20 protein-coding genes and 2 pseudogenes are annotated in these 25,866 nt (G+C 71.0%); 6 read left to right on the top strand and 16 right to left on the bottom strand.

Annotation, left to right across the window (positions count from 1 at the left end):
• Positions 1-319: 319 nt before the first annotated feature.
• The 3 genes from OG534_RS07525 to OG534_RS07515 form a co-directional block, all read right to left on the bottom strand.
• A complete protein-coding gene (locus OG534_RS07525) occupies positions 320-2,353 on the bottom strand; it encodes a hypothetical protein (protein WP_326587300.1) in 2,034 nt (677 codons plus the stop codon).
• The gene (locus OG534_RS07520) at positions 2,353-3,888 is read right to left on the bottom strand and encodes a hypothetical protein (protein ID WP_326587299.1); all 1,536 of its coding nucleotides are present in this window, start codon (positions 3,886-3,888) and stop codon (positions 2,353-2,355) included. Before OG534_RS07520 ends, OG534_RS07525 begins: the two co-directional genes overlap by 1 nt.
• A 272-nt stretch (positions 3,889-4,160) precedes the next feature.
• Positions 4,161-5,639, bottom strand: a complete 1,479-nt coding sequence (locus OG534_RS07515; RefSeq protein WP_326587298.1) for a tyrosine-type recombinase/integrase — start codon at positions 5,637-5,639, stop codon at positions 4,161-4,163.
• Positions 5,640-5,704: 65 nt separating this feature from the next.
• Between OG534_RS07515 and OG534_RS07510 the strand changes: the two are divergent.
• Positions 5,705-6,121 (top strand): annotated as a pseudogene (locus OG534_RS07510) (3'-5' exonuclease); the annotation flags it as partial.
• 62 nt (positions 6,122-6,183) lie between these two features.
• Here the strand turns inward: OG534_RS07510 and OG534_RS07505 are convergent.
• Together OG534_RS07505 and OG534_RS07500 are read right to left on the bottom strand one after the other, a co-directional pair.
• Positions 6,184-6,822, bottom strand: coding sequence for a hypothetical protein (locus tag OG534_RS07505; protein ID WP_326587297.1), 639 nt, complete (start codon positions 6,820-6,822; stop codon positions 6,184-6,186).
• 20 nt (positions 6,823-6,842) lie between these two features.
• Positions 6,843-7,709, bottom strand: a complete 867-nt coding sequence (locus tag OG534_RS07500) for a phosphotransferase enzyme family protein (RefSeq protein ID WP_326587296.1) — start codon at positions 7,707-7,709, stop codon at positions 6,843-6,845.
• Between the two features lie 206 nt (positions 7,710-7,915).
• Here OG534_RS07500 and OG534_RS07495 point away from each other — a divergent pair, with 206 nt between their 5' ends.
• From OG534_RS07495 to OG534_RS07475, 5 genes and pseudogenes are all read left to right on the top strand, one after another.
• Entirely contained in the window at positions 7,916-10,090 is a 2,175-nt protein-coding gene (locus tag OG534_RS07495) for an FUSC family protein (protein WP_326587295.1), read from the top strand.
• Between the two features lie 28 nt (positions 10,091-10,118).
• Positions 10,119-11,356: pseudogene (mgt, locus tag OG534_RS07490) on the top strand (macrolide-inactivating glycosyltransferase).
• 20 nt (positions 11,357-11,376) lie between these two features.
• Positions 11,377-11,925 carry a DUF1697 domain-containing protein gene (locus OG534_RS07485; protein WP_326587293.1) on the top strand — a complete coding sequence of 183 codons (549 nt, stop codon included), beginning with the start codon at positions 11,377-11,379 and terminating at the stop codon, positions 11,923-11,925.
• Positions 11,926-11,990: 65 nt separating this feature from the next.
• Positions 11,991-12,509 (top strand): hypothetical protein, encoded by a 519-nt coding sequence (locus OG534_RS07480; protein ID WP_326587292.1) that lies wholly within the window; start codon positions 11,991-11,993, stop codon positions 12,507-12,509.
• Between the two features lie 109 nt (positions 12,510-12,618).
• Positions 12,619-13,620 (top strand): ketopantoate reductase family protein, encoded by a 1,002-nt coding sequence (locus OG534_RS07475; RefSeq protein WP_326587291.1) that lies wholly within the window; start codon positions 12,619-12,621, stop codon positions 13,618-13,620.
• A 96-nt stretch (positions 13,621-13,716) separates the two neighbouring features.
• Here the strand turns inward: OG534_RS07475 and OG534_RS07470 are convergent, their stop codons facing one another.
• The 11 genes from OG534_RS07470 to OG534_RS07420 all read right to left on the bottom strand — a co-directional run bounded on the left by OG534_RS07470 (position 13,717) and on the right by OG534_RS07420 (position 25,760).
• Entirely contained in the window at positions 13,717-16,116 is a 2,400-nt protein-coding gene (locus tag OG534_RS07470; protein WP_326587290.1) for a caspase family protein, read from the bottom strand.
• 324 nt (positions 16,117-16,440) lie between these two features.
• On the bottom strand, positions 16,441-17,217 hold the full coding sequence (locus OG534_RS07465; protein ID WP_326587289.1) for a sirohydrochlorin chelatase: 777 nt from the start codon (positions 17,215-17,217) through the stop codon (positions 16,441-16,443).
• Between the two features lie 5 nt (positions 17,218-17,222).
• Positions 17,223-18,128 (bottom strand): ABC transporter permease, encoded by a 906-nt coding sequence (locus OG534_RS07460; protein WP_326587288.1) that lies wholly within the window; start codon positions 18,126-18,128, stop codon positions 17,223-17,225.
• A complete protein-coding gene (locus OG534_RS07455) occupies positions 18,115-18,909 on the bottom strand; it encodes an ABC transporter ATP-binding protein (RefSeq protein ID WP_326587287.1) in 795 nt (264 codons plus the stop codon). The genes OG534_RS07460 and OG534_RS07455 overlap by 14 nt, the downstream gene beginning before the upstream one ends.
• 32 nt (positions 18,910-18,941) lie before the next feature.
• The gene (locus OG534_RS07450) at positions 18,942-20,066 is read right to left on the bottom strand and encodes an aliphatic sulfonate ABC transporter substrate-binding protein (protein ID WP_326587286.1); all 1,125 of its coding nucleotides are present in this window, start codon (positions 20,064-20,066) and stop codon (positions 18,942-18,944) included.
• A gap of 215 nt (positions 20,067-20,281) precedes the next feature.
• A complete protein-coding gene (locus OG534_RS07445) occupies positions 20,282-21,622 on the bottom strand; it encodes a sulfate adenylyltransferase subunit 1 (RefSeq protein ID WP_326587285.1) in 1,341 nt (446 codons plus the stop codon).
• A 2-nt stretch (positions 21,623-21,624) separates the two neighbouring features.
• Positions 21,625-22,566 (bottom strand): sulfate adenylyltransferase subunit CysD, encoded by a 942-nt coding sequence (gene cysD / locus OG534_RS07440; protein WP_326587284.1) that lies wholly within the window; start codon positions 22,564-22,566, stop codon positions 21,625-21,627.
• A complete protein-coding gene (gene cysC / locus OG534_RS07435) occupies positions 22,563-23,108 on the bottom strand; it encodes an adenylyl-sulfate kinase (RefSeq protein ID WP_326587283.1) in 546 nt (181 codons plus the stop codon). Before cysC ends, cysD begins: the two co-directional genes overlap by 4 nt.
• Before the next feature lie 47 nt (positions 23,109-23,155).
• Entirely contained in the window at positions 23,156-23,884 is a 729-nt protein-coding gene (locus OG534_RS07430) for a phosphoadenylyl-sulfate reductase (RefSeq protein WP_326587282.1), read from the bottom strand.
• Complete coding sequence (locus tag OG534_RS07425; RefSeq protein WP_326587281.1) at positions 23,881-24,060, bottom strand: hypothetical protein; 180 nt, start codon at positions 24,058-24,060, stop codon at positions 23,881-23,883. Before OG534_RS07425 ends, OG534_RS07430 begins: the two co-directional genes overlap by 4 nt.
• Positions 24,057-25,760: a nitrite/sulfite reductase gene (locus tag OG534_RS07420; protein ID WP_326587280.1), complete on the bottom strand. Its 1,704-nt coding sequence runs from the start codon at positions 25,758-25,760 to the stop codon at positions 24,057-24,059. Before OG534_RS07420 ends, OG534_RS07425 begins: the two co-directional genes overlap by 4 nt.
• Positions 25,761-25,866: the final 106 nt, after the last annotated feature.

The following is a 25,866-nucleotide window of genomic DNA, read 5'->3' as shown; positions in this document are numbered from 1 at the left end:
GAGCTGAACCTGCTGTGCGAGGACGTTGATCGAGGAGCGTAGCTCCCGCACCTCGCGTGCATGCTCTTGGCGGAGCCGGCGCTCGGCTGCCTTCAGGGTCTGGACCTCCTGCCGGAGGGAGGTTGAGGGTGCGGCTGCATCCTCTCGATCGGCTACGAGGTTTTGGAACTCTGCCAGAACACGAGGGTGGCGGTATGCGCTCGCTCTGCTGACACCGGCCTCGACGGCTAGAGAGGCGACGGTCAGGGAACCGTCGCTACGGGTGGGCTCTCCTCGGAGTAGGCGTTCGGAAGCCGCTCGGAGGGCTGATTCGGTTGCGTCAGTCGTTGGCACAGTCGATACCCTCGATCACTTTGGTGACGTCGTTGAGGTGCCCTCGCAGAGCCGTTCGCTGGAGATCGGAGAGGCCGACGAAGGCCAGCGCGCGCTCGGTGTCTCCGCGTGCTGCTTCCCAACCGATGCGATGCCGGGTCGTGATGGTCGAGTTCCCGCAGCGATCGGGACGGCAGCTGTTGAGCAGAGGCCGGTCCTCGCCGCTCGGTGTGCGGCACAGGGCGGTCTCGGGCTGGTAGTAGCAGTCGTTGACCGTGCCGATATGCAGGGTGCGTGCGGAAGCCTTGAGCATGGCGTGCAGGCGGCGCTCATCGACCAACCTGCCCGGGAAGTCCTGGAGCTCCTTCTGGACACGCGCGAACTCGTTGTCGGTCCGTGGTCCGCCTGGGGAGGTCGAGCGTACGCCCGCCTTGAAATCCTCGTAGCGCTCCACGACATCGGCCAGGCGGGCCAGCGCCTCCTCAGCAGCTACCTCCGCGCGGAAGCCCGAGGGGGAAGTACCCGCGTACCCCTCGAACATGGCCACGGAGAGATGCTTGTACTGAATCATCCCGGCCACGGTGCCGAACGGGCGGTGGGCGATGTGCCAGGCCACGGTCCTGCGGAATTGGCGGGTCGTAAGATTCCACGGTTCCCCATTGACATCGGGTACCGGATAGCCGATGTCCGCGCAGTGCGTCAGGAACTCGTTGAGGTTGTCATTCATGCGGTTGGCAGAGATCGTCGAGTGTGGACGGCCAGTTACCGGCCGGCAGAACAGCAGGTCACGGTGGGGCAGGCGTTCCAGAACATTGATGGCGTAGGCGACCGGCTCGATGACAATCCAGCTCTCCGAGGTTCCCCGGCCACCCTTGACGAGCTGTGAGCGCACCTTGTGCCGTACGACGACGCCGTCAGCGCTTCGCTCGGTGAAGTGGCAGCCGTCTCGGAGTTCCTTGACTTCGGAGTCGCGCATGCCGGACAGATAGGCGATGAGGATGTAGCAGGCGGCTCGCAGGAGACGTTCCTCGCGGGGGATCGCGGGAGGGCTGAATCTCTCACGCCAAGGCTGCCCGCTCTGCGGGTGGAGCGTGATGGGAGTGTCCATGCCGCCGGGCTCAGGCCCCAGCTGTTGCAGAGCACGGTCGATGCGGTCGTTATACGAGCCGCTGGCGATCGCCTGGCCAGCTCCCGACTTCCGCATGACGTACGTGTACGCAGGCGTACCGGCCAGGTGGGGTTGGCGACCGGTACCGTCCAGCACTGGAACCCCACGTCCGCCGGCCGCGAGGCTGCCGAGATAGTGGTTCAGCCGGGTGAGTGACAGACCGTGGATCTCCCCGACGGAGGCTTCCAGCGCCGTCAGTTCGGCTCGTGCGTTGATGATGTCGGGCGCCGCGGTATGGACGTAGAACAGGGCAGCCTGGACCAGCGGGGCGACGACCTGGGGTGGGATACGGGGAGTCTGGTTCTCGTGTGTGCTCACCACCGGACTTCCGATGACGCGGGAGAGGGGGCGCCCGTTCCAGGGATTCACCTCCAGCGCGTCCGTCGGCATGGCTTCTGCAGCGAGGTGAAGACGCGGAATCACCTGGAGCCGTTGGCGCAAGCTGCTCTTCATCAGGCCCTCGCTGCGGCAGCTGGCCAGGTAGGAGTCCAGGACTGACTGCGTCACCGTGCGCATGCGAATCCCATCGTGCTCAGTGTCGAGAAACCGGAGGAAGCACCGCAGGTTCCACCACTCCGCCGCTACTGTCGAGATGGAGGGCAGCGGGCCACGAACCGGACGTGTGTTGAGCCTCCAGAATAGAAACTCGCGAGCGGCCTCGCGCCGTGCGGTATTGCTGAGCGAGTCGAAGTCGATGAGGAACTCGCTGGCGTAGCGGTTTCCTGCGTGCCCAGCAACCGCAAGGTTCCAGACACGGTCAGCGAATCTGGGCACGGCACCAGGATCGACGGTGAGAGGACGTCCGGAGAGAACGGGCGTCGTGCCGAGAGGACGGATGTCGCCATGACCGACTGGCAGCGGCTGCGTCGGCATCAGTGGCCTCCCAGCATGCTCTGGGGCAGGAAGATCAGCGATGCTTCAGACTCGGCGACTGCCCTGGCGTGCAGCACGTCGTCCTCACTGAACCTTGGGATGATCAGTTCCAAGATCTGCTGGCGGGCTCTGCCGAAACGCGCCGCCCACTCCTCTGCCGGCGTCTTTGTGCGTTCGGATTCGATGTGGTTGAGAAACGACAGGATGGCTGGGAGCTTCCCTCGGGTGATCACTGCATTGCTGCATCCGAGACAGGCGAAGAAGGACACCGGGCAGGGCTTCCCTTTCGTGCCGAAGGGCGAGTCGAAGAAGCTGCGGCAGGACGACAACCACAGATCGGACTCGCCGGTCAGAAATTGCGGCAGCTCCGGGTCGGCAGGGCCCGGCGACTCAGTTCCATTCGACGGCGGCTGCCTGAATGCCTCTTCTTCCTCGGGCGTAAGGATGGTGGGCGCCTGTGCGTCCGCCAGCGCGTCCTGCAGGCCGTCTGCCACGGCTTGCTCGTGGAGGCGGCGTAGCGAGGGGATGTCTGCGTAGTGCGCGGCGGCGATGTCTGGGGAATGGCCCTGAACGAACGCCGACATCTTCCCGCCGGTCGTCTTGTAGACGGCTGCCTTGTACGTCTTACGGAGCCGGGACAGGCGGAGGTCGACAGGGCGCCCTTCGTCGGTCAGCTGATGTACTGAGACGAAGTTCCGGGCCATCTTGCTCGCCGTGCCGGGGCTGAGTCCTGCGGACAGAGGGCCGTCCTTTGTCCGAAACTGCCACAGCGCGGGGGCGCCGGTGGCTTCTCTGACAGACGACGTAAGGCGTAGTGCCAACCGAATCAGCCCGCCAGGTGAGTTGGGAGAGCCGTCCCGCACCCGGATCACGTTCCACTCCTGCCCGTGCCGCCGCCGCTTGAGGTACTCGATCTGTACGTAACCGCGATTCGGATTCTTCAGGCAGTCGGAAGTCAGCTCTCTGGCTGCCTCCAGCTCCATGCCGCTCTCCAGGCAGAACAACAGGAGTAGGGCGAACACGTCCCGGCTGGTCGGGTACAGCAGAGGCGCAAGACGACCGGGAGTGTGCGCGTTCGCGTGCTGATCACCGACTGCCTGTGCCAACATTTGCCTGGTGAACTGCCCATCGCGGTGACGGATTTCCCAGAGCACGTTGGCATCGGAGTCCCAGCCTGCTCTTCGCGGATCCCGCCCCTGCGCCAGTAGGGCCGGACCTTGTAGCGTCAGCCGTCGGACTGCGTCGTCGACGTCGGCTCGCGCGGAAGCGCGTAACTGGTTGACGATGTGAGGCGAGTAAGCGTCGCGAGGGTAGTACGAGCCGACCGGACCAGTGGATGTATAGGAGAGCCTGCGGATCATCGACGGGGACAGTCCGTGCTCCTTCTCGCCGAGTCGGCGCAGGACCCACACGACGTCAGCGATTCGCGCGTAGGGAGTCCGGGAGAACTCTGGATGGCTCTCCCTGAGGTGGCTCTCGAATCCGTCGAGGTGGCGCGGAAGGAGGTCGCTTACGCGCATGTCCATCGCTTCCATGGAGTCGAGCCACCGCGCCCAGAGCAGGCAGGAGCGTGCGCGATTGCGGAGCGTATGCGGTGAACCAGTTCCTTGCCCCACGTCACACGAGGCCGCCAACTCGGCTCCCAGTGCCCCCAGCAGCCGCTGCTGAGGCTCCCGCGTCCAGTCCACGACGGCCGGCCGGTTGTCCGGGAAGGTGACCTCGATCCTCAAAACTCCGAGCATGGCTGGAGTCGGGTCGACCGGCTGGAGTGCGGGTGCGTTCAGCCGGGCGCTGCGCCGCCCCCGGCCTACCACGGGGCTGCTCCCTGCGCCTGAGCAGAGGAGTTGTCGATCTCCTGCGACACGCGATGTGCCGTGTCCACGACCTCGGACGTCCAGGCATCCACCGCGCCGTCGATCAGGGCCTGGGCTTGGTCGGTGCAGTCGAGGTAGATGTACGTCGTCGTGATCGAGGAGTGCCCCAACAGACGGCGCAGGTGATCGAGTGGATCGCCGATGATGCGTCGGTACACGCCGTCACTCATCTCGTCCTTCTCCACCGAGCCGATCTGCTCCTGAATCAGTGCAGACAACAGATGCACGGCGAAGGTATGCCTGAGGACGTGGGGTGTGGCGGCGACGTCGATCCCGTACACACGGCATCTCTCCGAGGCCCGCACGAAGACCGACTCCCAGGCCGACAGGGTCACGGGACGAGCTTCCTGGCCCAGCCAGAGGCACGCAGGGCCTAGAGGACGGCCCTGCTCGTCAACGAGGTACAGCCGAGCCCGGACTGCCGGTGGCACGCGTGACCAGGGGAGTTTCCGGAGTCGTCCGTCCTTCATGGGAATCCGTACACCTCGCCGGTCGGCCTGGCTCCCCAGTACCGCGCCGGTCGGCAGCGGACAGTCGCGGGCGCGCCAGCGGTCGAGCATCAGGGAACGCTCGATCTCCACGTAATCGGCCAGGGCGCGAAGGACTCGGTTGGGCAAGAGGATCCTGCGCCCCTTGTCCCGTTTGGCGGTCGGCGGCGCCAGGTCGAACGGCACGCTCTTCACGTCTCTCTGGCTGTCCAGGTCCGGGAGTTCCGGCCAGCAGAGCGAAGCGGCCTCCTCGATGCGTAAGCCAGTGGTGACCAACAGCTCCGCCATGAGGGCATTTCGCTCCGCATTACGGCCTCGGAAGGTCGAATCGGTGGTGCCCGTCCGGAGCTGACCCCGTAGGCCGATGTCACGAAAGGCCGCATAGCGGTCTACGGAGAGGAACTTCACGTTGCTGCGCTTGGCGGCCTTCTCGACGGCGCGGTTGTTGCGGACGCGTACCTGCTGTCCGAAGTGCGAGTGGCGTGAACTCTCGTAGTACTTGAATGGTGTCCGTTCGATCAGAGCCTCGTCCACCGCCCATGTGTAGAACTTGTCCAAGGCCGCGACCGCCCGGTTCCAGGTTGAAGCCGAGACGACCTGCGTCGGATCGGGAGAGACACGCCGGGCTCGGTGGAACACCGTGACGTCGTCACGGTCCGCGTGCCACACGGTCTTGCCGCGATGTTCCTGGAGGAACCGCCCCCAGGTCAGCAGATCGAGAGCGTACGCGCGCCAGGAGTGAACCGACCTCACCCCGAGGGTCGGCAGGGACCACAGGAAGCGGTTGAGCTGGACGTCGTAGCTGCCGTCGTGGCTGAGGATGAACGGCGCGCCAGCGTGCAAGCCATGTCGTTCAAGTGCCCTTTGAGCATCGCTTACCCCGGCCGCTTCCAGCGCATCCGGGTCCGTGAAGAAGATCTCCATCTGATCGCACCCCCTGGACCGTCAACGAATCGCGGACGTGTGAGACACGGGCGTGCGTGGATAAGGCCCTCGACCTGACCCTGCTGACCGCCGAACTGGCCCGGCACGGGCTGCCGTCGCTCGCCGACCGGCTGGGCGGGGCGCAGACCGGGCCGGTGGTGGACCCGCTGACCATCGACCGGGCCGTGGACCGCTACCGGCGGGGCAAGCGGACCCTGGAGGCGGTCTGCGGGGTGTACGGGGTCACCCTCGACGACGCGCACGACGCCGGGGCGGACGCGCTGGCGGCGGTCCAGGTGGCCCGTGCGATAGCCGAGCGCCATCCGGATGTGGCGGCGCTGACCCCGGCCGACCTGCACGACCGGCAGGGCACCTGGCACGCGCGCTGGGCGCGGGACTTCCAGTCGTACCTGCGCCGGCAGGGCACCCCGGACGCGGTGATCGACACGGCTTGGCCGCTGCGGGGCCTGGTCCCGGCCTGAGCGGGGAGGGCTACGCCCCGGCCTGAGCGGCGAGGGCTATGCCCCGGCCTGAGCGGCGAGGGCTACGGCTCCCGCGCGTCGCTGTACTCGATGTGGATGTCGCGCGCGCCGTCGTCGCCGGAGCCCAGGCGTGCGCAGTAATGCCCGCCCGGCGAACCGTCGCGGGCGTGTCGCGGGCCGTGGTCGGCGACCTCGCGGAAGGCCCCGGCGGTCTCCCGGAACACCTTCGCGCTGCCCGTCACGAACAGCGTCTCGGCGTGGAGGTGCTGGTGGAACAGGTCGCGGTTCTCCGCGTGGTGCAGGGCCGCGTGGCCGGTCTCCGGATCCGAGGCGGGCACGGTGACGCTCCGGCGCAGGCCCGGGCCGAGCCTGCCCCGCAGCTCCTTCCAGCGCGACGGCGCGAACTGCAGCGAATGGTGCAGCAGGACGAGGTCGAGAGGGCGCGCCCCGGCCTCCGAGGTGCCGGCGGCGGCGCCGGTGCCGGCACCGCGTCGCAGCGGCAGATGGATCAGTGAGCGCGGCGAGGTCGCGGCCAGCCTCCACAGCCCGGCCATGAGCCGTGCGGCCGCCTCGTCGAGGTAGGCGTTCAGGAACCAGCCGTCGTCCAGGAGCACCGCGTGCTCCGGCGGGCGGGCGGGGCGGACGACCTTGAACTCCTGCGGGCCGAGCCGGGCCCGGTGGACGGTGACGGGAAACTCCATGGTCACTTGGTATCCGGGTGCTAGAACGAATGCCACTGCGTTTCCCGGTCACCGTCCCTGAGGGAGGCCACGCGGCGGCGGAACTCGGCCAGTGCCCCGGGGTTGCCGGGGGCGTGCTGGGCCACCCAGGCGCAGCTGGCCGTCTCCCGGGCTCCGCGCAGGACCGCGCAGCCCGCCCAGTCGCGGACGTCCCAGCCGTAGGCCGACACGAACGCCCCGTACTCCTCGGCGGGCATGCCGTACCGGTCGCGGGAGAGGGCCATCACCACCAGGTCGTGCTCGCGCAGATCGGCCGACACGGTCTCCAGGTCGACCAGGGCCGGGCCGTCCGGGCCCACGTGGACGTTGCGGGGGAGGGCGTCGCCGTGGACCGTGCCCGGCGGGAGGTGCGGGGTCAGGGCCGCCACCTCACCGGCGTAGGCGTCCCGGCGGGCCCGCAGGTACGTCGCGTCGGCCGGGTCGACGGCGTCCCCCGCCAGCCGCAGCCAGCGCTCGACCCCCTCCAGCAGGTCCCGCGGGGGGAGCGCGAACGGCGGCGCGGGCAGTGCGTGGACGGCGCGCAGCAGCACCGCCAGGTCCGCCGGGCCCGCGGGCCGCACCGCGTCCGGGAGCCGGTGCCACAGGGTCAGCGGGTGCCCGTCCACCAGCCGCGCCTTCGGCTCGGCCGGGCGGACCGCCGGGACCCCGGACGCGGCGAACCAGGCGGCCACCGAGAGTTCCCGCTCGGCCCGCTCCAGCAGCGACGCCTCCCGGCCCACCTTCACCACCAGGTCACCGACGGCGAAGACGGCGTTCTCGCCGAGCGCGAGGAGCGCCGGTGCCCGCCGCGCGTCCTCCCGCGTGAGGCCCGCCGCCGTCAGTACGTCCCTGGCCCGCGCCTCGTCCATGCCGCTGGTCTCGCCCTTCGCCGGGTCGCCGTGGTCCTGATCGTGGCCCTGACGGTGATCGTGATGGTGATCGTGATCGCCGTGGATGCGCCGTCCTGTTCTACCACCGCCCGGCCCGGGTGGGCGGGGGAGCGTCCCGGAGCCCGTCCGACCGGCCCGTCCGCCGGCGTGTGGTGGCTTCCGGCGGGCGGCCCGATGCTGGAGTCATGGCCGCCCAACGTGACGGAGGCGCCCGCCGCGGCCCGGCGAGCGTGACCCGGCGCGCCCTGCGCACCACCCTCGCCGCGTGTGCCGCGTTCTTCGTGTGCCTGTACGGACTGGACGAGCCCGTGGCGGCGACGTACGCCCTCTTCGGGGTGGTGTCCATGGCCGCCCTCTCCCACATCCCGGGCACCGGGCGCCAGCGGGCGGCCGTCCTGGTCAGGACGGCGCCCGTGGCCGGGGTGCTGATCGTGCTCGGCACCTACCTCGCGGTACGGACCTGGAGCGCCGTGGCCGGCATGCTGCTGATCGGCTTCCTCCTGGCCTTCGTGGCCGCGGCCGGGCCCCGGGCGGGGGGCGCCGCGCCCGGGCTGCAACTGCTGTACATCCTGCCGAGCTTCCCGCCCTATGCGCCGGACACCCTCGACGAGCGGCTCGCGGGGGCGATGTTCGGCCTCGTCCTGCTGGTCCTCGCCGAGTTGTTCGTCCTGCCCGAGCAGCCCGGCCCTTCCTACCGGCGGCTGGCCGCCGAGGCGGCCGGCACCGCCGCCCGCTGCGCCGCCGAGCTGCACCGCGCGCCGTACACGCTCTCCGCCGCTTCGATCGAGGCGGCCCGGACGGTCGGCGAGGCGCTGCGTCCGTCCCGGGTCGACGAGGCGGACCGGCCCGCCGGGCCGGGGCTGCGGGACCGCGCCCTCGCCCACGCGGGCCTGGCCGCCCGCACCCTCCTCAACCGCATGGCGCGGCTGCCCGCGCCTCCCCCGGGCGGGCTGCCGCCGGAGCAGGGGCCCGAGGTGCTGATCGCGGTCGGCCGGGCCGCCGCCGAGACCGCCGCACTGCTGGACGGCGAGGCCGACGCCACCGACGAGGCCGGCGCCCTGCGGCGGGTACGGGCGCAGGCCACGGCCGCGGCCGTACTGGAAGAGTCCTCGCCCCCGGCCCGGGGCCGCCGACGGGCGGCGCTGCTGGAGATGGCGGACGCCGCCGTGGCCTTCACGACGGCGGCCGAGCTGGCGGTGCGGGGCCGGCGCGCGCGGCTTCCGGCCGAGACCGACGCCGGCCGCTTCTGGTACGCCGGCCACTTCCCGCCCCGCCTGTGGTGGCACCGGCTGGCGGCCCACGCCGGACCCCGGTCGGTGCACTTCCAGAACGCCGTCCGGATCAGCCTCGCGCTCGCGGCCGCCCGGACGATCGCGGGCGTGGAGTCGCTGCCCCACGGCTTCTGGGCCATGCTGGCCGTCCTCAGCCTGACCCGCACCACGGCCGCCCAGACCCGGGCGACCGTGCGCCTGGCGCTCACGGGCACGCTGGTTGGCGCCCTGACGGCCGCCGCCGTGCTGGCCCTGGTCGGCGGCCGCACCACCGTCTACGCCATCGCGCTGCCGTTCGTCATGCTCGTCGCGTTCCGGGTGGGGCCGGTGCGGGGGGTGGGCTGGGCCCAGGGCATGTTCACCCTCGTGGTGTCGTTCGTCTTCGCGCAGCTGGCGCCCGTGACGTGGCGGCTGGCCGAGATCCGGATCATGGACGTGGTCATCGGCAGCATGATCGGCATCGTGTTCGGGCTGCTCGCCTGGCCGCGGGGGGCGCAGGAGGAGCTGCGCCGGGCGGTCGCCCTGCTGCTGACGCGGGAGGCCGAGACGGTGGAGGGCACCGCGGCCGCCGTGGTGGCGGGCACGCCGGGGAACATCCCCGACGACCGGCCGCTCCAGCGCGCGCTGACGCTGGCGGAGTCCGCGTGGGCGCAGCACCAGAGCGAGCCGCGGGCGCCCGCCGGCGGGGCTCCGGACTGGCAGGCGGCCATGATGTCGGGCCACCACGTGCTCTGGGGCTCGCGCCGCCTCCTCGCCCACGGAGGCCCGCCCCTCGTCCCGGAGAACGCCTCACTGCTGCACGACCGCTCGGTCGTGGTGACCGCCGGCATGCGAGCGGCAGCCGACCGCGCGACCCCGGACCCGCCGCCCACCGAATCTCCGCCCACCGAATCTCCGGCCACCGAATCTCCGGCCGCGGGGCCCGCCACGGGCGTCGCCGCAGGAGACGGGGGTGTGGCGGCGGGCGCGGAGCCGGGTGTGGGGTCGCCGCGGTTCTTCGCCGCTCTTACCTGGATGGACTCGCTCGCCACCGATGTCGAGCGCATCGAGGCTCCCCTGGGTCCCCAGGGTCCGGCCGGTACGGGCTGATTTCGCGGCCGGCCGGGCGCGAAAAAGGTTGCACGAGACGTATCGTCTCGTTATGGTTCGATCATGACCTCAGCCAAGCCCGCGCACATCGCCATGTTCTCCATCGCCGCCCACGGCCACGTGAACCCGAGCATCGAGGTGATCCGGGAGCTCGTCGCCCGCGGTCACCGCGTCAGCTACGCCATCCCCGCCGCCTTCGCCGAGAAGGTCGCCGAGACCGGCGCCACGCCCGTCGTCTACACCTCCACCCTCCCCACCGACGACGACCCCGAGGCCTGGGGCACTGAACTCATCGACAACCTGGAGCCCTTCCTGAACGACGCCATCCAGGTCCTCCCGCAGCTCGGCGCCGCCTTCGCGGGCGACGAGCCGGACCTGGTCATCCACGACATCACCTCCTACCCGGCACCCGTCCTCGCCCACCGTTGGGGCGTGCCCGCCGTCTCCCTCTCCCCGAACCTCGTCGCCTGGGAGGGCTACGACGAGGAGGTGGCCGAGCCGATGTTCGCCGGGCTGAAGGCCTCCGAGCGCGGACAGGCGTACTACGCCCGGTTCGCCGCCTGGCTCACCGAGAACGGTCTCGACGGCCAGATCGAACGCCTCCAGAGCCGCCCGCGCCGCAGCCTCGTCCTGATCCCCGAGGCGCTCCAGCCCCACGCCGACCGCGTCGACCGGTCCGTACACACCTTCGTCGGCGCCTGCCAGGGTGACCGCTCGGCCACGCAGGGCAGTTGGGAGAGGCCGGCCGCCGCCGAGGGCAAGAAGGTGCTGCTGGTCTCGCTCGGCTCCGCCTTCACCAAGCAGCCCGTCTTCTACCGCGCCTGCATCGACGCCTTCGCGGACCTGGCCGACTGGCACGTCGTCCTCCAGATCGGCGCGTTCACCGACGAGGCCGACCTGGGCGAGATCCCCGCCAACGTCGAGGTCCACCGCTGGGTTCCGCAGCTGGACATCCTGCGCCAGGCGGACGCCTTCATCACGCACGCGGGCGCCGGCGGCAGCCAGGAGGGGCTCGCCACCGCCACCCCGATGGTCGCCGTCCCGCAGGCCGTCGACCAGTTCGGCAACGCCGACATGCTGGTCTCGCTCGGAGTGGCCTGGCACGTCCCCATGGCCGACGCGGACGCCGTGACCCTCCGGGAGGCGGTCCTCGCCCTGGTCACCGACCCCGGGGTCGCGGCCCGCGCCGAGGCCGTCCGCGCGGGGATGGCCGCCGAGGGCGGCGCACGCCAGGCCGCCGACCTCATCGAGGCCGAACTGTCGTAGCCGGGTCCTAGGGTGCCCTCATGAGCAAGAAATACGCGGCGCTGCTGCGCGGGATCAATGTCGGCGGGAGCAAGAAGGTCCCGATGGCGGAGCTGCGCTCCCTGCTGGAGGGGCTCGGCCACGGCGACGTACAGACGTACCTGCAGAGCGGCAACGCCGTCTTCAGCAGCGCGAAGAAGGACCCGGGGACGCTCGCCCGGGAGCTGGAGAAGGCCATCGAGGACCACTTCGGCTTCCGAGTGGCGTGCCTGGTGGTGGACGGCGCGTACCTGCGCGCCGTCGCCGACGCCTGCCCCTTCCCGGCCGCGGAGCTGGAGGGCAAGCAGCTCCACGCCACCTTCTTCTCGGAACAGCCCGGCGCGGAGCGCTTCGCCGCGCTCGACGAGGCGGCGTACCTCCCCGAGGAGTACCGCCTCGGCGACCACGTCCTCTACCTCTACGCCCCCAACGGACTGGGCCGCTCCAAACTGGCCGAGGCCCTCGCCAAGCCCGCCGTCGTCAAGGGGATCGACGCGACGACCCGCAACTGGAACACCGTCGCCAAGCTCGTCGAGCTGACCGCGGTCTGACCGAACTCAACCCGGGGCAAAGTCAGTTCGGTTTCAATGGGGGTGGGGATCACGGAGGGGGAGTGATGAGCGGCAGCCTGCCCGCAGGAGACGACACACCGCCCGCGACGCACCCGACACGGACCCGGCGGATGGCGGAGGTGGCCGCCGTGGCGCTCACCGCGTCGCTCGCCGTGCCCGACGGCTGGAAGATCAAGGACGACGACGCGCTGCACGTCAACTGGGTCTCCCCGGACGGCCGCTACGTGATCGGCCTCAAGCGCGACAGCACCTACGGCAGCACCGCGCAGGCCGCCTCCATCGGCGAGCTCGCCTGGTACCGCAAGACCGCCGAGTCCAAGATGCAGGACCTCACCCACACCTCCACCCCGCTGGAGCAGGGCGGGAAGAACGCCGTCCGGCTGGACCTGGACTTCCGCTGGGAGGGCGAGAGCGTGCCCGCCCACCGCGTCGACCTCTTCGTCGCGGGCGAGCAGGGCCAGGTCTGCAAACTGCTGGTCGAGGACCAGCACGTGGCCGGGGCCTCGGCCCTGACCGGCCTCTTCGAGACCGCCCGCACGCACCTGCGCACCGACGTGCGCTGACCCCTCGGGCGAACCGCTCCCCGTACGGGCGGCTCCCCGCCGGGATCCGGTACCTCTTCACCCCGCCCCGACGGCAACGCGGGGGGCGGGATGTGCCAGGCTCGGGGGCATGCGTTACATCATCATCGGCGCGGGCGCGGTCGGCGCCACCATCGGCGGACGGCTCGCGGGGGCGGGCGGCGAGGTCGTACTCGTCGCACGCGGCGCGCACGCGCAGGCCCTGCGGGCCGACGGGCTGCGGCTCACGACGGCCGACGGGGAGCGGGTACACCGGCTGCCCGTGGTCACCGGACCGGACGAACTCGGGGAACTGCGGCCGGACGACGTGCTGTTGCTGTCCGTGAAGACCCAGGACGCGATCGCCGCGCTCGACGCGTGGGGTGACGCGGAGGTCGCGGGCGGCGGCACGGCGGCGCAGCGGCTGCCGGTGCTGTGCGCGCAGAACGGCGTGGAGAGCGAGCGGCTGGCGCTACGGCGCTTCGCGCGCGTGTACGGGGTGTGCGTATGGCTGCCCGCGACCTTCCTGGAGCCGGGCGTGGTCTCGGCGCTGTGCACGCCGCTGACCGGCATCCTGCACCTGGGCCGGGCGGCCGGCGGCACGGACGCCCTGTCCCGTGCGGTCGCGGAGGACCTCGGCAAGGCCGGCTTCGAGGCGCCGCTCGTCGAGGACGTGATGCGGTGGAAGTACGCGAAGCTGCTGGGGAACCTGGGCAACGCGATCCAGGCCACGACCGGCCCGGAGCCGGAACCGGCGAAGGCGGCGCTGCTGCTGCGGGCCGTGCGCGAGGCGAAGGCGGCCTTCGGGGCCGCGGGCATCGCGTACGCCTCGGACGCCGAGCAGGCGCAGGCGCGCGACGGCAAGGTGGACCAGCCGCCGGGGGTGCGGGGCGGGTCGTCCTGGCAGAGCCTGGCGCGGGGGACGGGCTCGGTGGAGGCGGACTACCTCAACGGGGAGATCTGCCTGCTGGGCCGGCTGCACGGGATCCCGACCCCCGTCAACGACGTCCTGCGGCACGCGGCGAACATCTTCGCGCGGGAGTCGCTGCCGCCGGGCGCGATGTCCATCGAAGACCTGACGACCCTGGCCGACGAGGCCACGGCCCGGATCTAGGGCGCGCCAGGCCCCGCCGGCCAGACGGGACTTTGACGCCACAACCTAGGGGGGCCTCTTGCCGGCCGGCCCGGCCTGATCGGCACGACACGCCGACTAGCGACCGGGGCTTGCCCGGGGGACGGTCGGTGGGTGGCCTGCAACGGTGGCGCGGCCGCGGGTGGCCGCGGTCCGCCCGGGGGACGGTCCGGCGAGCCAGAGGGTGGCCGAGGCCCAGAGCTGGAGGGCACAGCCGAACGTGAGGACGTACAGGCCGGAGGCGGCCGGGTTCTCGTGGTTCCAGAAGTAGAGGGACGTCCCCAGCGTCAGCAGGGCGAGGCCGCTGTACCACCAGCGCACCTTGGGCAGCCGGGCCACCGGGACGCCGCGCCAGGCCTCAAACCCGACGACCACGCAGGCGATCAGGCCGAGCAGCGCCAGCGCGCACGCCGCCGGTGACCGGCTGCTGTCCGGGTGCAGCCCTTCGATGAGCCGCCAGTCCGGGTCGCCTCTGATGAGCGGCAGCGGCAGCACCAGGCCCAGCACCGGCGCCGAGAGCTTGAACGGCAGGAGCGAGCGGGGATCGGTGGGCTCCGGCGGCCCGGTGCCCGCCACGGACCCTTGCGGCCACAGCTGCGCGGCGCCGCATGCCTGCAGCAGACTGCCCACGGCGAAGGCCAGGCAGCCGGCGAGGGGGTCGAACCTGCCGGCCACGACGGAGGCGATGAACGACACCGTCACCATGGCGCCGAGGGTCAGCGCCGCCAGTGCGCCGCACCACCAGCGCAGCACCGGCCGACCGAGGGCCGGGAAGCGGCCCCTGACCATGACTCCGGCCGTGGCACACGTGACGGCGCTCAGAACCGTCAGCACGAACAGGATCGGGCCCGCTGCTCCCATCGGCCAGATCCACTCCATCGGTGCCACGAGCCACATGGTGTGCCGGTCGGTGGGTGGTTCGAGATTCTCGTAGAAGGGCACGCACAGGGCCCACACCATCGCGACGGCCGCGAGCGGGAAAGGCCACTGGCTCAGCAGGGGTGTTCCGGTTGCACGTGTGCGGGGTGTTCCGGTCGCCTGGTGCGGTCCGGATGGTCTGGCCTGCTCCTGCCGCACCCGGTGGGCGCGCGGTTCCGCCACCGGAGGGGGCGTTCCGTTCCGCTCCCGGGTCCCGCTGGTCCTGGTCTCCGGCACCGCCGCCGTTTCCGCCACCGGTGCCGGCTTGGGCTTGGGTTCGGGTTCGGGTTCGGGTTCCGCCTCCACCTTTGTCGCCACCGCGATCGCCAGTTCCCCGGACACCGTCCGGAGCTGCACCGTCCCCGCATAGCGCCCCTGCGCGGCCACGTCCGGGGCCAGCTCGATGCCGCCGTCCACGTACCGGACCTTCAGCCACGGTTCGGTCTTGGCCTCCAGCGTGGCGAGGACGAGCGGCGGGCCCATCACCTTGACCACGGCCGTCTCGGTGGGCCCCACTTCCAGGGCCCAGGTGTCGACCACGGGAGCGGCCCGGGCCAGGGCGTGCGTGGCGCGGTCGGCCACCCGCCGGCTGTCGTCGGCGGCCAGTTCGGACAGGGCCATGTGGGCGGTGAGTGCCACGCCCACGTCCGGGCCGCACAGCAGGGTTCCCAGGTCCTCGACCGCCCAGAGCTTCCGTTCCCGGCTTTCGGAGCGGACCGCGTCGGCGAGCGGCGGCGGGAGGTTCGCGGGCCTGGGCCGGGGCCGGCCGGTGTGTGCGATCGACAGGTCGCCCTGGGAGCCGAAGAGCCACAGCTGCGGGGTCTGGTGCGGAGTCACGAGGCGGATCCGCTCGCTGACGTAGTCCGCCAACTCGGACATGCCGACCTCTCCGTCGTTGTCGAGGTCGGCCTCGCCGGTGCGCAGGCCCTCCACCAGAGCGCCGGTGAACAGGGAGGGCCCGGGTCCGCCGCCCCCGTTCTCCGGAGTGCCGGGCACGGGGTGGTCGCCCTCGAACGCGTACTCCACGGCACTGGAGGCGGTGAAGACCGCGCGTCCCCGTTTCCCCGCGGTGGCTCTCAGGCTCTGGAAGTTCTCCTGGACCTCTGCCTCCGCGGCGCCCCGGGCGAGCATGCCCCGCTCGAACGCCCCGGCGTAGCAGCAGTCCAGGAGCAGCACCGCGCGCTGGGCGCGGCTCTCGAGCATCAGACCGCTCACGTACTCGGCCGGGATCCCGGTCGCGGCCAGTCGGGTACGGAGGGTGTCGGTGGCGGCGAGGAAGAGCTTGCCCGCGGCGTTCTTCACCCCGTGGCAGGAGAAGTGCAGGAGCAGGGTGTCCTTGGTGGACCGGTCCGCGAAGAAGTCCTCCACGGCGAGCCGTGCGTGCTGGGCGGTGGGGTCGGTCAGCACCTCCACGTCGAAGTCGCCGATGGCGGGGTCACCGAGCACCTCGGCGAGTCCGGCCGCATCGTTCACCGGAGCCCGCAGCGCCCCCAGCCCCTCATCGCTGTACGTACTGGTCACGACGACCAGCGCGTGTCTGCCCGGTTCCGGCCTGGTCATGGGTCCCCCTGCCGTGCGGCGGTGCCGCGCGTTCCGCGGGGAGCCGGACCGGCGCGGGGATGCCGTACCCGCTCCACGTCTAGCAGGAGCGGATCCCGGCGCAGGACCTTCATCCGAGGTTGCAGCGACTCGGTTTCGTCGTCTGCGCGGCCGTCGCTACGCCCGACAGTGATCCGTACGTCCCTGGTCACGGTGCACGCCCCGGATGGCTCACGTTTCCGCCGGTCAGCGGCGCGGTACCCCTGATCTCAGTCTGGCACCAGCCGGTCCGGCGCGCACGCCCCGAGCACCTCCCCGGACCGTGCCCGGGCGATGCCCCGGCGACTACGCGGTGAGGGCGGGCGAGGGGGCCGGCAGGGCCGAGTCGAGGGGGGTGAGGGCGGCGTCGTAGCGGCGCAGCAGGAGACGGGCCAGTTCCGGCGCGGCGCCCAGGACGCCCGCCAGCACATCCGCCCCCGCGGCTTCGGCGCCCGCCGCGATCCGGTCCGGCAGCCGGCCCGGGGCGATGACGTACGGGGCCACCGCCACGCGGGCGAAGCCCTCGGCGCGCAGGGCCCGTACGGCGTCTTCCGTACGGGGAAGGACAGCGGAGGCGAACGCAGGTCGCACGGCGCACCAACCGGTGTGCCGCCACTCCCGCGCGATTTCAGCGATCACTGCGATCGCCTCCGGGTCTGTGGAGCCGGCGGACGCGAGCACCACCGCGGTGGTGGCGCGGTCCGCCGGGGTGAGGCCGGCCTCGGTGAGCCGGCGTTCGAGGGCGGAGAGCAGGAGCGGGGACGGGCCCAGCACGTCCGCCACCCGTACGGACAGCCCCGGCAGCCGGGCCGTGGACTCGGCCAGCGCCGCCGGGATGTCGGACTTCGCGTGGAAGGCGCGGGTGAGCAGGAGCGGCAGGGCGACGACCTCCCGTACGCCCGAGAGGTAGAGCGCGGACAGGGCCTGCCCCACCGAAGGGGTGTTGAAGTCGAGGAAGGCCGTCTCGACCCGCATCCCGGGCCGCAGCTCCCGCGTACGCCGGGTGAGGGCGTGCACGGTCGCGGCGTGCCGCGGGTCGCGGCTGCCGTGGGCGATGACCAGGAGGGCGGGTGCGGGGGACATCGGACTCAGCTCTTGACCAGCAGGCCGCGGCTGCGCAGCACCCACCGCTCGACCGGGCTGAAGATCAGCAGGTCGATGGCGATGCCGACCACGAGGATCAGGATGATCGCGAGGAACACGCCGGGCAGGTCGATGTTGTTGCGGCCGTTCTCCAGCAACTGGCCGAGGCCGAGGCCGAGGTCGGGCGAGGAGGCGATGATCTCGGCGGCCATCAGCGAGCGCCAGGAGAACGCCCAGCCCTGCTTCAGGCCGGCGAGGTAGCCGGGCAGCGCGGCCGGCATGACGATGTGCCGGGCCCCGCTCAGGCCGGTGGCGCCCAGGGTGCGGCCGGCCCGCAGGTGGAGCGGCGGGATCTGGTCGATGCCGGAGACGAGGCCGTTGGCGATGGAGGGGACGGCGCCGAGCAGGATGACCGTGAACATCATGGCGTCGTTCAGGCCGAACCAGAGCACGGCGGGCGGTACCCAGGCCACCGACGGCAGGGACTGCAGGCCCTGCAGGATCGGGCCGATCGCGGCGCGCACGAACTTCACCCGGGCGACCAGCAGACCGAGCGGCGTGCCGATGGCCAGGGCCAGCAGGAAGCCGAGCAGACCGCGCGAGACCGAGGTCCAGATCACTTCCAGCAGGGTGCCCTGCAGCCACATCGCGGACAGGCTGTCCCAGACCGCGGACGGCGCGGGCAGCTTGGTCTCCTCGATGACCTTCGTCGCGACGAGGATCTGCCAGACCAGGAGCACGAGGCTCACGGCCAGGAGCGGCGGGAGGACCTTCTGGACGAGGACCTCGCGGACCGGGGTGCGGTGGGTCTGGACCGCGTCGAGCGCGTCGAGGCCCGCCTCCAGGCCGGCCAGGTCGTCGCGCGTGCCCTTGACGTCCGTGGCCCTCCGGGCGGTGTCAGTGCTGGCCATGGCGGCGGATCTCCCCACGCAGGTGTTCAGTGATCTCGAGGGACAGTTCCGCGACGTCCGCGTCCTCGATGCGGCGCGGTTGCGGGATGTCCACGGTCCATTCCTTCGCGACCCGGCCGGGCCGGGAGGAGAGCAGGACCACGCGCTGGGCGAGGCGGACGGCCTCGCGCACGTTGTGGGTGACGAACAGGACGGACAGGTTCGTCTCTTCCCAGATGCGGGTGAGTTCGCCGTGCAGGACGTCGCGGGTGATGGCGTCGAGCGCGGCGAACGGCTCGTCCATCAGCAGGAGTTCGCTGTCCTGGGCGAGGGCCCGGGCCAGGGCGACGCGCTGGCGCATGCCGCCGGACAGTTCGTGGACGCGCTTGCCGTGGGCGCCGCCCAGGCGGACCAGCTCCAGCAGGCGTTCGGCCTCGGGACGGCGGTCGGCCTTGGCGACTCCGCGCAGGCGCAGGGCGAGTTCGATGTTCTTGCCCGCGGTCAGCCACGGGAAGAGGGCGTGTTCCTGGAACATGAGGGCCGGGCGGCCGCCGGGGGTCTCGATGGACCCCGCGGTCGGCTTGTCGAGGCCCGCGACCAGGTTGAGCAGGGTGGACTTGCCGCAGCCCGAGGCTCCCAGGATGGTGACGAACTCTCCGGGAGCGACATCGAGGTTGATGTCGTCCAGGACGAGCTGCGATCCGGCCGGGCCGGAGAAGGACTTCGAGACGTGCGCGATGCGGGCGGCGTGCGTCTGCTCCGCTACGAAGCCCTCGGCGGCCTTGGCGAGCGTGGTGGCCATGGTCGTCACCTCCTGGGGTTGCTGGACTGGGGTTACTTGACGCCGAGACCGGCGTCGGAGACCTCGGGCTTGCCCGCGGCCTTCAGGACCTTGTTCAGGAGCGTCAGGTCGTAGATGCCGGCCAGGTCGGGCTGCTCGATGAGCTTGGCCTTGACCGCGTAGTCGGCCTGCGTCTTCAGCGTCGTGGCCAGCGGGTCGTCGGTGATCGCGATGCTCGGCCACGCCGGGTCGATGATCTTCGCGTCGAGGGGCTTGCCGCTCTCCGCCGCGAGCTTCGCGTTCGCGGACGCCTTCGCCTGGTCCGGGTTGGCGTTGATCCACTCGTTGGTCTTCACCGTGCCGCGCAGCACGGCCTCGACCACGTCCGGGTGCTCCTTGAGGAACTTCTGCGACACGATGATGTTCGTGATCACGAACTTCTTCTCGGGCCACAGGGCGGTCTCGTCCAGGAGGACGGAACCGCCGTCGGAGACGAGCTTGGAAGCGGTCGGCTCCGGCACCCAGGCACCGTCGATCGAGCCCTGCTTGAAGGCGTCCGGGGTGACCTTGTTGTCCGTGCGGACGACGGAGACGTCACCCTTGCCGGACTCCGGGTCGACCTTCCAGCCCTTCTCGGAGATCCAGTTGAGGAACGCGACGTCCTGCGTGTTCCCCTTCTGCGGGGTGGCGATCTTCTTGCCCTTGAGGTCGTCCAGGGTCTTGATCTTGTCCGGGTTCACCACGAGCTTCACGCCACCGGAGGCGGAGCCGGAGATGATCCGCAGGTTGGAACCCTTGGACTTCACATAGCCGTTGATCGACGGGGAGGGGCCGATGAAACCGATGTCGAGAGAGCCGCCGTTGAGGGCTTCGATCTCGGACGGACCGGCGTTGAAGGCCTGCGGCTTGATCTTGGTGCCGTTCAGTTCCTTCTCGATCAGGCCCTCCTGGAGGCCGACGAGCGCGGTGGCGTGCGTCAGGTTCGGGAAGTAGCCGATGCGGACCTCGGACGCCGACAGCTTCTTGCCGTCGGTGGCCGCGACGTTGGCCTTCTCGTCTTCCTTCTTCGCCTCGGAGCCGTAGCCGCAGGAGGCGAGAGCGCCGATCAGGAGCGGCAGGGCCGCGGCGGCGACGGCGCCGCGGCGCAGGGTGGTGCGGGTGATACCGGTGGCAGGCACGGGAGGGCTTCCTCTCGTGACGTGGTCATCTCATGACGCACGTCTTCGTCTGTGGAGCGGGGGCAGGTGCAGCTGGTGGGGGGTGTGGGCGCGCATGCGGTGCGCGTACGTCATCGCGCACATCGCGCCACCCCTCCCTGGCCGCTGCCGAGGGAGCCGCTGCCTACGCGGCCGCCCTCCTTCGCGAAGGAGGAGTACAGATCGGCACGCATGATCTAGAAGTCCCACCCTTCTTCGTCTGCCTGGACGGTGGTCTCGGCCTTGGAGGCGAAGGATTCGCCCGCCATGCCCGCCGCCAGGGTGGTTCCGTCGGCCGGGTCGATCAGCAGGAAGGACCCTGTGCGGCGCGAGTCGGCGTACGCGTCGAGCGCGAGCGGCTCGGCGGTGCGGACGACGACACGGCCGATGTCGTTGGCCACCAGCTGCCCGGGGTTCGGGTGCTGCGACAGGTCGTCCAGGGTCAGCCGCGAGGGGATCTCCTTGACGATCGCCTTCACCGTACGGGTCGTGTGCTTGAGCAGCACTCGGGCGCCGACGGAGAGGGGCTGGTCGGCCACGTGGCAGACCGTCGCCTCGACGTCCTGGGTGGTGGCGGGGGCGCTCGCGGACGGCGCGATCAGGTCGCCGCGCGAGATGTCGATGTCGTCCTTGAGCCGCACGGTCACGGACTGCGGGGCCCAGGCGATGTCGACGCTCTCGCCGAGCGCGTCGATGCCCTCGATGACCGAGGTGCGGCCGGACGGCAGGACGGTCACGGCCTCGCCGACGCGCAGCACGCCGGAGGCGATCTGGCCGGCGTAGCCCCGGTAGTCCGGGTGTTCGGCGGTCTGCGGACGGATCACGTACTGCACCGGGAAACGCGCCGGGCAGGCGGTGAGGTCGTGGCTGACCGGGACGGTCTCCAGGTGCTCCAGCACCGTCGGGCCGCCGTACCAGTCCATGTTGGCGGACGGGTCCACCACGTTGTCCCCGGCCAGGGCCGAGATCGGGATCGCGGTGATCTCCGGGACGCCCAGGTCCGAGGCGTAGGCGGTGAACTCCTCGGCGATGGCCGCGAAGACGGACTCCTGGTAGCCCACGAGGTCCATCTTGTTGACGGCGAGGACGACGTGGGGGACGCGCAGGAGGGCGGCGACGGCGGCGTGGCGGCGGGTCTGTTCGATGACGCCGTTGCGGGCGTCGACCAGGACCACGGCGAGGTCGGCGGTGGAGGCGCCGGTGACCATGTTGCGGGTGTACTGCACGTGCCCGGGGGTGTCCGCGAGGATGAACCGGCGGCGCGCGGTGGCGAAGTAGCGGTAGGCGACGTCGATGGTGATGCCCTGCTCGCGTTCGGCGCGCAGGCCGTCGGTGAGCAGTGCGAGGTCGGGGGCGTCCTGGCCGCGCTGGGCGGAGACGGCCTCGACGGCCTCCATCTGGTCGGTCAGGACCGACTTGGAGTCGTGCAGCAGCCGGCCCACCAGGGTGGACTTGCCGTCGTCGACGGATCCGGCGGTCGCGAAGCGCAGCAGGGTGGTCGCCGACAGATCGGCGAACTGCTCGGTGGTGCTGGTCATGTCTAGAAGTACCCTTCGCGCTTGCGGTCTTCCATCGCGGCCTCGGACATCTTGTCGTCGGCGCGGGTCGCTCCCCGCTCGGTGAGGCGGGAGACGGCGATCTCGGCGATCACGGCGTCGAGCGTGGCGGCGTCGGAGTCGACGGCGCCGGTGCAGGACATGTCGCCGACGGTGCGGTAGCGGATCAGGCGCGTCTCGGGCGTCTCGCCCTCCTTCGCACCGCCCCACTCGCCGGCCGTCAGCCACATGCCGTTGCGGAGGAACACCTCGCGCTCGTGGGCGAAGTAGATCTCGGGGAGCTCGATGCCCTCGCGGGCGATGTACTGCCAGACGTCCAGCTCGGTCCAGTTGGAGAGCGGGAAGACGCGCACGTGCTCGCCGGGCGCGTGGCGGCCGTTGTAGAGCTGCCACAGCTCGGGCCGCTGGCGGCGCGGATCCCACTGGGAGAACTCGTCGCGGAGGCTGAAGACGCGCTCCTTGGCGCGGGCCTTCTCCTCGTCGCGGCGGCCGCCGCCGAAGACGGCGTCGAACTTGAGGCTCTGGATCGCCTCGGTCAGCGGGAGCGTCTGCAGCGGGTTGCGGGTGCCGTCCGGGCGCTCGCGCAGCTTGCCCGCGTCGATGTAGTCCTGGACGGACGCCACGTGCAGGCGCAGGCCGTGCTTCTCGACCGTGCGGTCGCGGTACTCCAGCACCTCGGGGAAGTTGTGCCCGGTGTCGACGTGCAGCAGCGTGAAGGGCACCGGCGCCGGCGCGAACGCCTTCAGCGCCAGGTGCAGCATGACGATGGAGTCCTTGCCGCCGGAGAACAGGATCACCGGCCGCTCGAACTCGCCCGCCACCTCGCGGAAGATGTGCACCGCCTCGGACTCCAGCGCGTCGAGGTGCGACAGCGCGTACGGAGCGTCGGAGCCGGAATCGGTGTGCAGGTGTGCGGCCGTGGTCATGCCAGACCCCTCTCGGTGAGCAGCGCGTGCAGGGCCGAGGCCGACTCCTGCACGGTCTGCGTGTGCGACTCGATACGGAGGTCCGGGGACTCCGGTGCCTCGTACGGGTCGTCGACCCCGGTCAGACCGGAGATCTCGCCCGCCGCCTGCTTGGCGTACAGGCCCTTCACATCGCGCTCGGAGCAGACCTCGACCGGGGTGGCCACGTGGACCTCCAGGTACGGGGTGCCCTCGGCGGCGTGCCGCTTGCGGACGGCCTCGCGGCTGTCCGCGAACGGCGCGATCACCGGCACCAGCGCCTTCACGCCGTTGCTCGCGAGGAGTTCGGCGACGAAGCCGATCCGCTGCACGTTGGTGTGCCGGTCCTCGCGGCTGAAACCGAGGCCGGCGGACAGGAATTCGCGGATCTCGTCCCCGTCGAGCACCTCCACGCGGTGGCCCTCGGCGCGCAGCCGCTCGGCCAGCGCGTAGGCGATGGTGGTCTTGCCCGCGCTCGGCAGCCCGGTCAGCCACACGGTGGCGCCCTGGTCGCTCACGCTCATCTGCTCTGTCTCCGTAAGTTCTTCGGTCGTCGTCACGCTGGTCGTCATCAGCCGTGCAGTCCGCATTCGGTCTTGCCGCGCCCGGCCCAGCGGCCGGCGCGGGCGTCCTCGCCCTCCGCGACACGCCGCGTACAAGGGGCGCAGCCGACGGAGGCGTAACCGTCCATCAGCAGCGGGTTGGTGAGCACCCCGTGCTCGGCGACGTACGCGTCCACGTCGTCCTGGGTCCAGCGGGCGATCGGCGAGATCTTGACCTTCTGCCGCTTCTCGTCCCAGCCGACCACCGGGGTGTTCGCCCGGGTCGGGGACTCGTCGCGGCGCAGGCCCGTCGCCCACGCGTCGTACGCGGTCAGGCCCTCTTCCAGCGGCTTGACCTTGCGCAGGGCGCAGCACAGGTCGGGGTTGCGGTCGTGCAGCTTCGGGCCGTACTCGGCGTCCTGCTCGGCCACCGTCTGACGCGGGGTCAGCGTGATGACGTTGACGTCCATCACCGCCTCGACCGCGTCACGGGTGCCGATGGTCTCCTCGAAGTGGTAGCCCGTGTCGAGGAAGACCACGTCCACACCGGGGAAGACCCGCGAGGCCAGGTGCGCGACGACCGCGTCCTCCATGGAGGAGGTCACCGCGAACCTCTTGCCGAAGGTGTCGGCCGCCCAGCGCAGGATGTCCAGCGCGGAGGCGTCCTCCAGGTCCCGGCCCGCCTGCTCGGCCACGCCCTTGAGCGTCGCCGTCTTGAGCGTCGCGGTTTTGAGACCGGCGTCCTGAATGGTGGTCATATTCCGTCCCCTCCAGCTGAATCGGACCGAACGCCCCGGGCCAGCAGCCCGAGGTACTTCAGCTGGAAGGCTCGGTTGCAGGCCCTGCATTCCCAGGCGCCGTGACCCGTCTCGTGGGGAAACAGGTCCTCGTCGCCGCAGTACGGGCAGTAGAACGGTGCGGCGCGCTCGCTCACGACAGGCTCTTCTCGTCCGCGCGGGCGACCCACGCCGCGAAGCGCTCGCCGTCCTCGCGCTGCTCCTCGTAGCTCTTGACGACCCGCTCGACGTAGTCGGGCAGACCGGCCGAGGTGACCTTGAGGCCGCGGACCTTGCGCCCGAACCCGGCCTCCAGGCCGAGGGCGCCGCCCAGGTGGACCTGGTAGCCCTCCACCTGGTTGCCGTCGTCGTCCAGGACCAGCTGGCCCTTGAGACCGATGTCCGCCACCTGGATACGGGCGCAGGCGTTCGGGCAGCCGTTGATGTTGATGGTGAGCGGCTCGGCGAAGTCCGGCAGGCGGCGCTCCAGCTCGTCGATCAGCGAGGCGCCGCGCGCCTTGGTCTCGACGATGGCCAGCTTGCAGAACTCGATGCCGGTGCAGGCCATCGTGCCGCGGCGGAACGGGGACGGCTTGACCCGCAGGTCCAGCGCCTCCAGCGCCTCGACCACCGAGTCGACCCGGTCGGCCTCGATGTCGAGCACGATCATCTTCTGCTCGGCGGTGGTGCGCAGGCGGCCGGAGCCGTGCTGCTCGGCGACGTCCGCGATCTTGGTCAGGGTGGCACCGTCGACACGGCCCACGCGGGGCGCGAAGCCGACGTAGAAGCGGCCGTCCTGCTGCTGGTGGACGCCGACGTGGTCGCGCCACTGGCCGGTGGGCTGCGCGGGCGCGGGGCCGTCGGTCAGCTTCCGCTTCAGGTACTCGTCCTCCAGGACCTGGCGGAACTTGGCCGGGCCCCAGTCGGCGACGAGGAACTTCAGGCGGGCGCGGGTGCGCAGCCGGCGGTAGCCGTAGTCGCGGAAGATCGAGATGACGCCCTCGTAGATGTCCGGGACCTCGTCGAGCGAGACCCAGGTGCCCAGGCGCACACCGAGCTTGGGGTTGGTGGAGAGACCGCCGCCGACCCACACGTCGAAGCCGGGACCGTGCTCGGGGTGGTTCACGCCCACGAACGCGATGTCGTTGATCTCGTGCGCCACGTCGAGCAGCGGCGAGCCGGAGATCGCGGACTTGAACTTGCGGGGCAGGTTGGAGAAGTCCTTGTTGCCCACGATGCGGCGGTAGATCTCGTCGATGGCGGGGGTGCCGTCGATGATCTCGTCCTGCGCGATGCCGGCGACCGGCGAACCGAGGATGACGCGGGGCGTGTCACCGCAGGCCTCGGTGGTGGACAGGCCGACGGCCTCCAGCCGGCGCCAGATCTCGGGAACGTCCTCGATCCGGATCCAGTGGTACTGCACGTTCTGGCGGTCGGTGAGGTCGGCGGTGCCGCGCGCGAACTCCTCGGAGATCTCGCCGATGACGCGGAGCTGCTCGGTGGTCAGCCGGCCGCCGTCGATGCGGACGCGCAGCATGAAGTACTCGTCGTCCAGCTCCTCCGGCTCCAGGATCGCGGTCTTGCCGCCGTCGATCCCGGGCTTGCGCTGGGTGTAGAGGCCCCACCAGCGCATGCGGCCGCGCAGGTCGTTGGGGTCGATCGAGTCGAAGCCCCGCTTGGAGTAGATCGTCTCAATGCGCGTCCGCACGTTGAGACCGTCGTCGTCCTTCTTGAACTGCTCGTTGCCGTTGAGGGGCGTGTGGTGTCCGACGGCCCACTGGCCCTCACCGCGGTGACGGCCGGTCTTGCGGCGCGCGGCTGCGGGTGCGGCTGCAGGCGTTTCGGGGGTGGCGGCCATGGCGGTACGTCCTTCTTCGGCGGCTCAAGGCAAGGGCAGGGGGAGGCTGCGGCATACCCCTGTCAGGTCGGCGACACTGAGCGGGTGTGGCTGATTGCCGCACTGT

The organism is Streptomyces sp. NBC_01294 (assembly GCF_035917235.1).
Classification (GTDB): domain Bacteria; phylum Actinomycetota; class Actinomycetes; order Streptomycetales; family Streptomycetaceae; genus Streptomyces; species Streptomyces caledonius.
The sequence above is the reverse complement of the archived record's forward strand: the minus strand, read 5'-3'. Positions and strand labels throughout refer to the sequence as shown.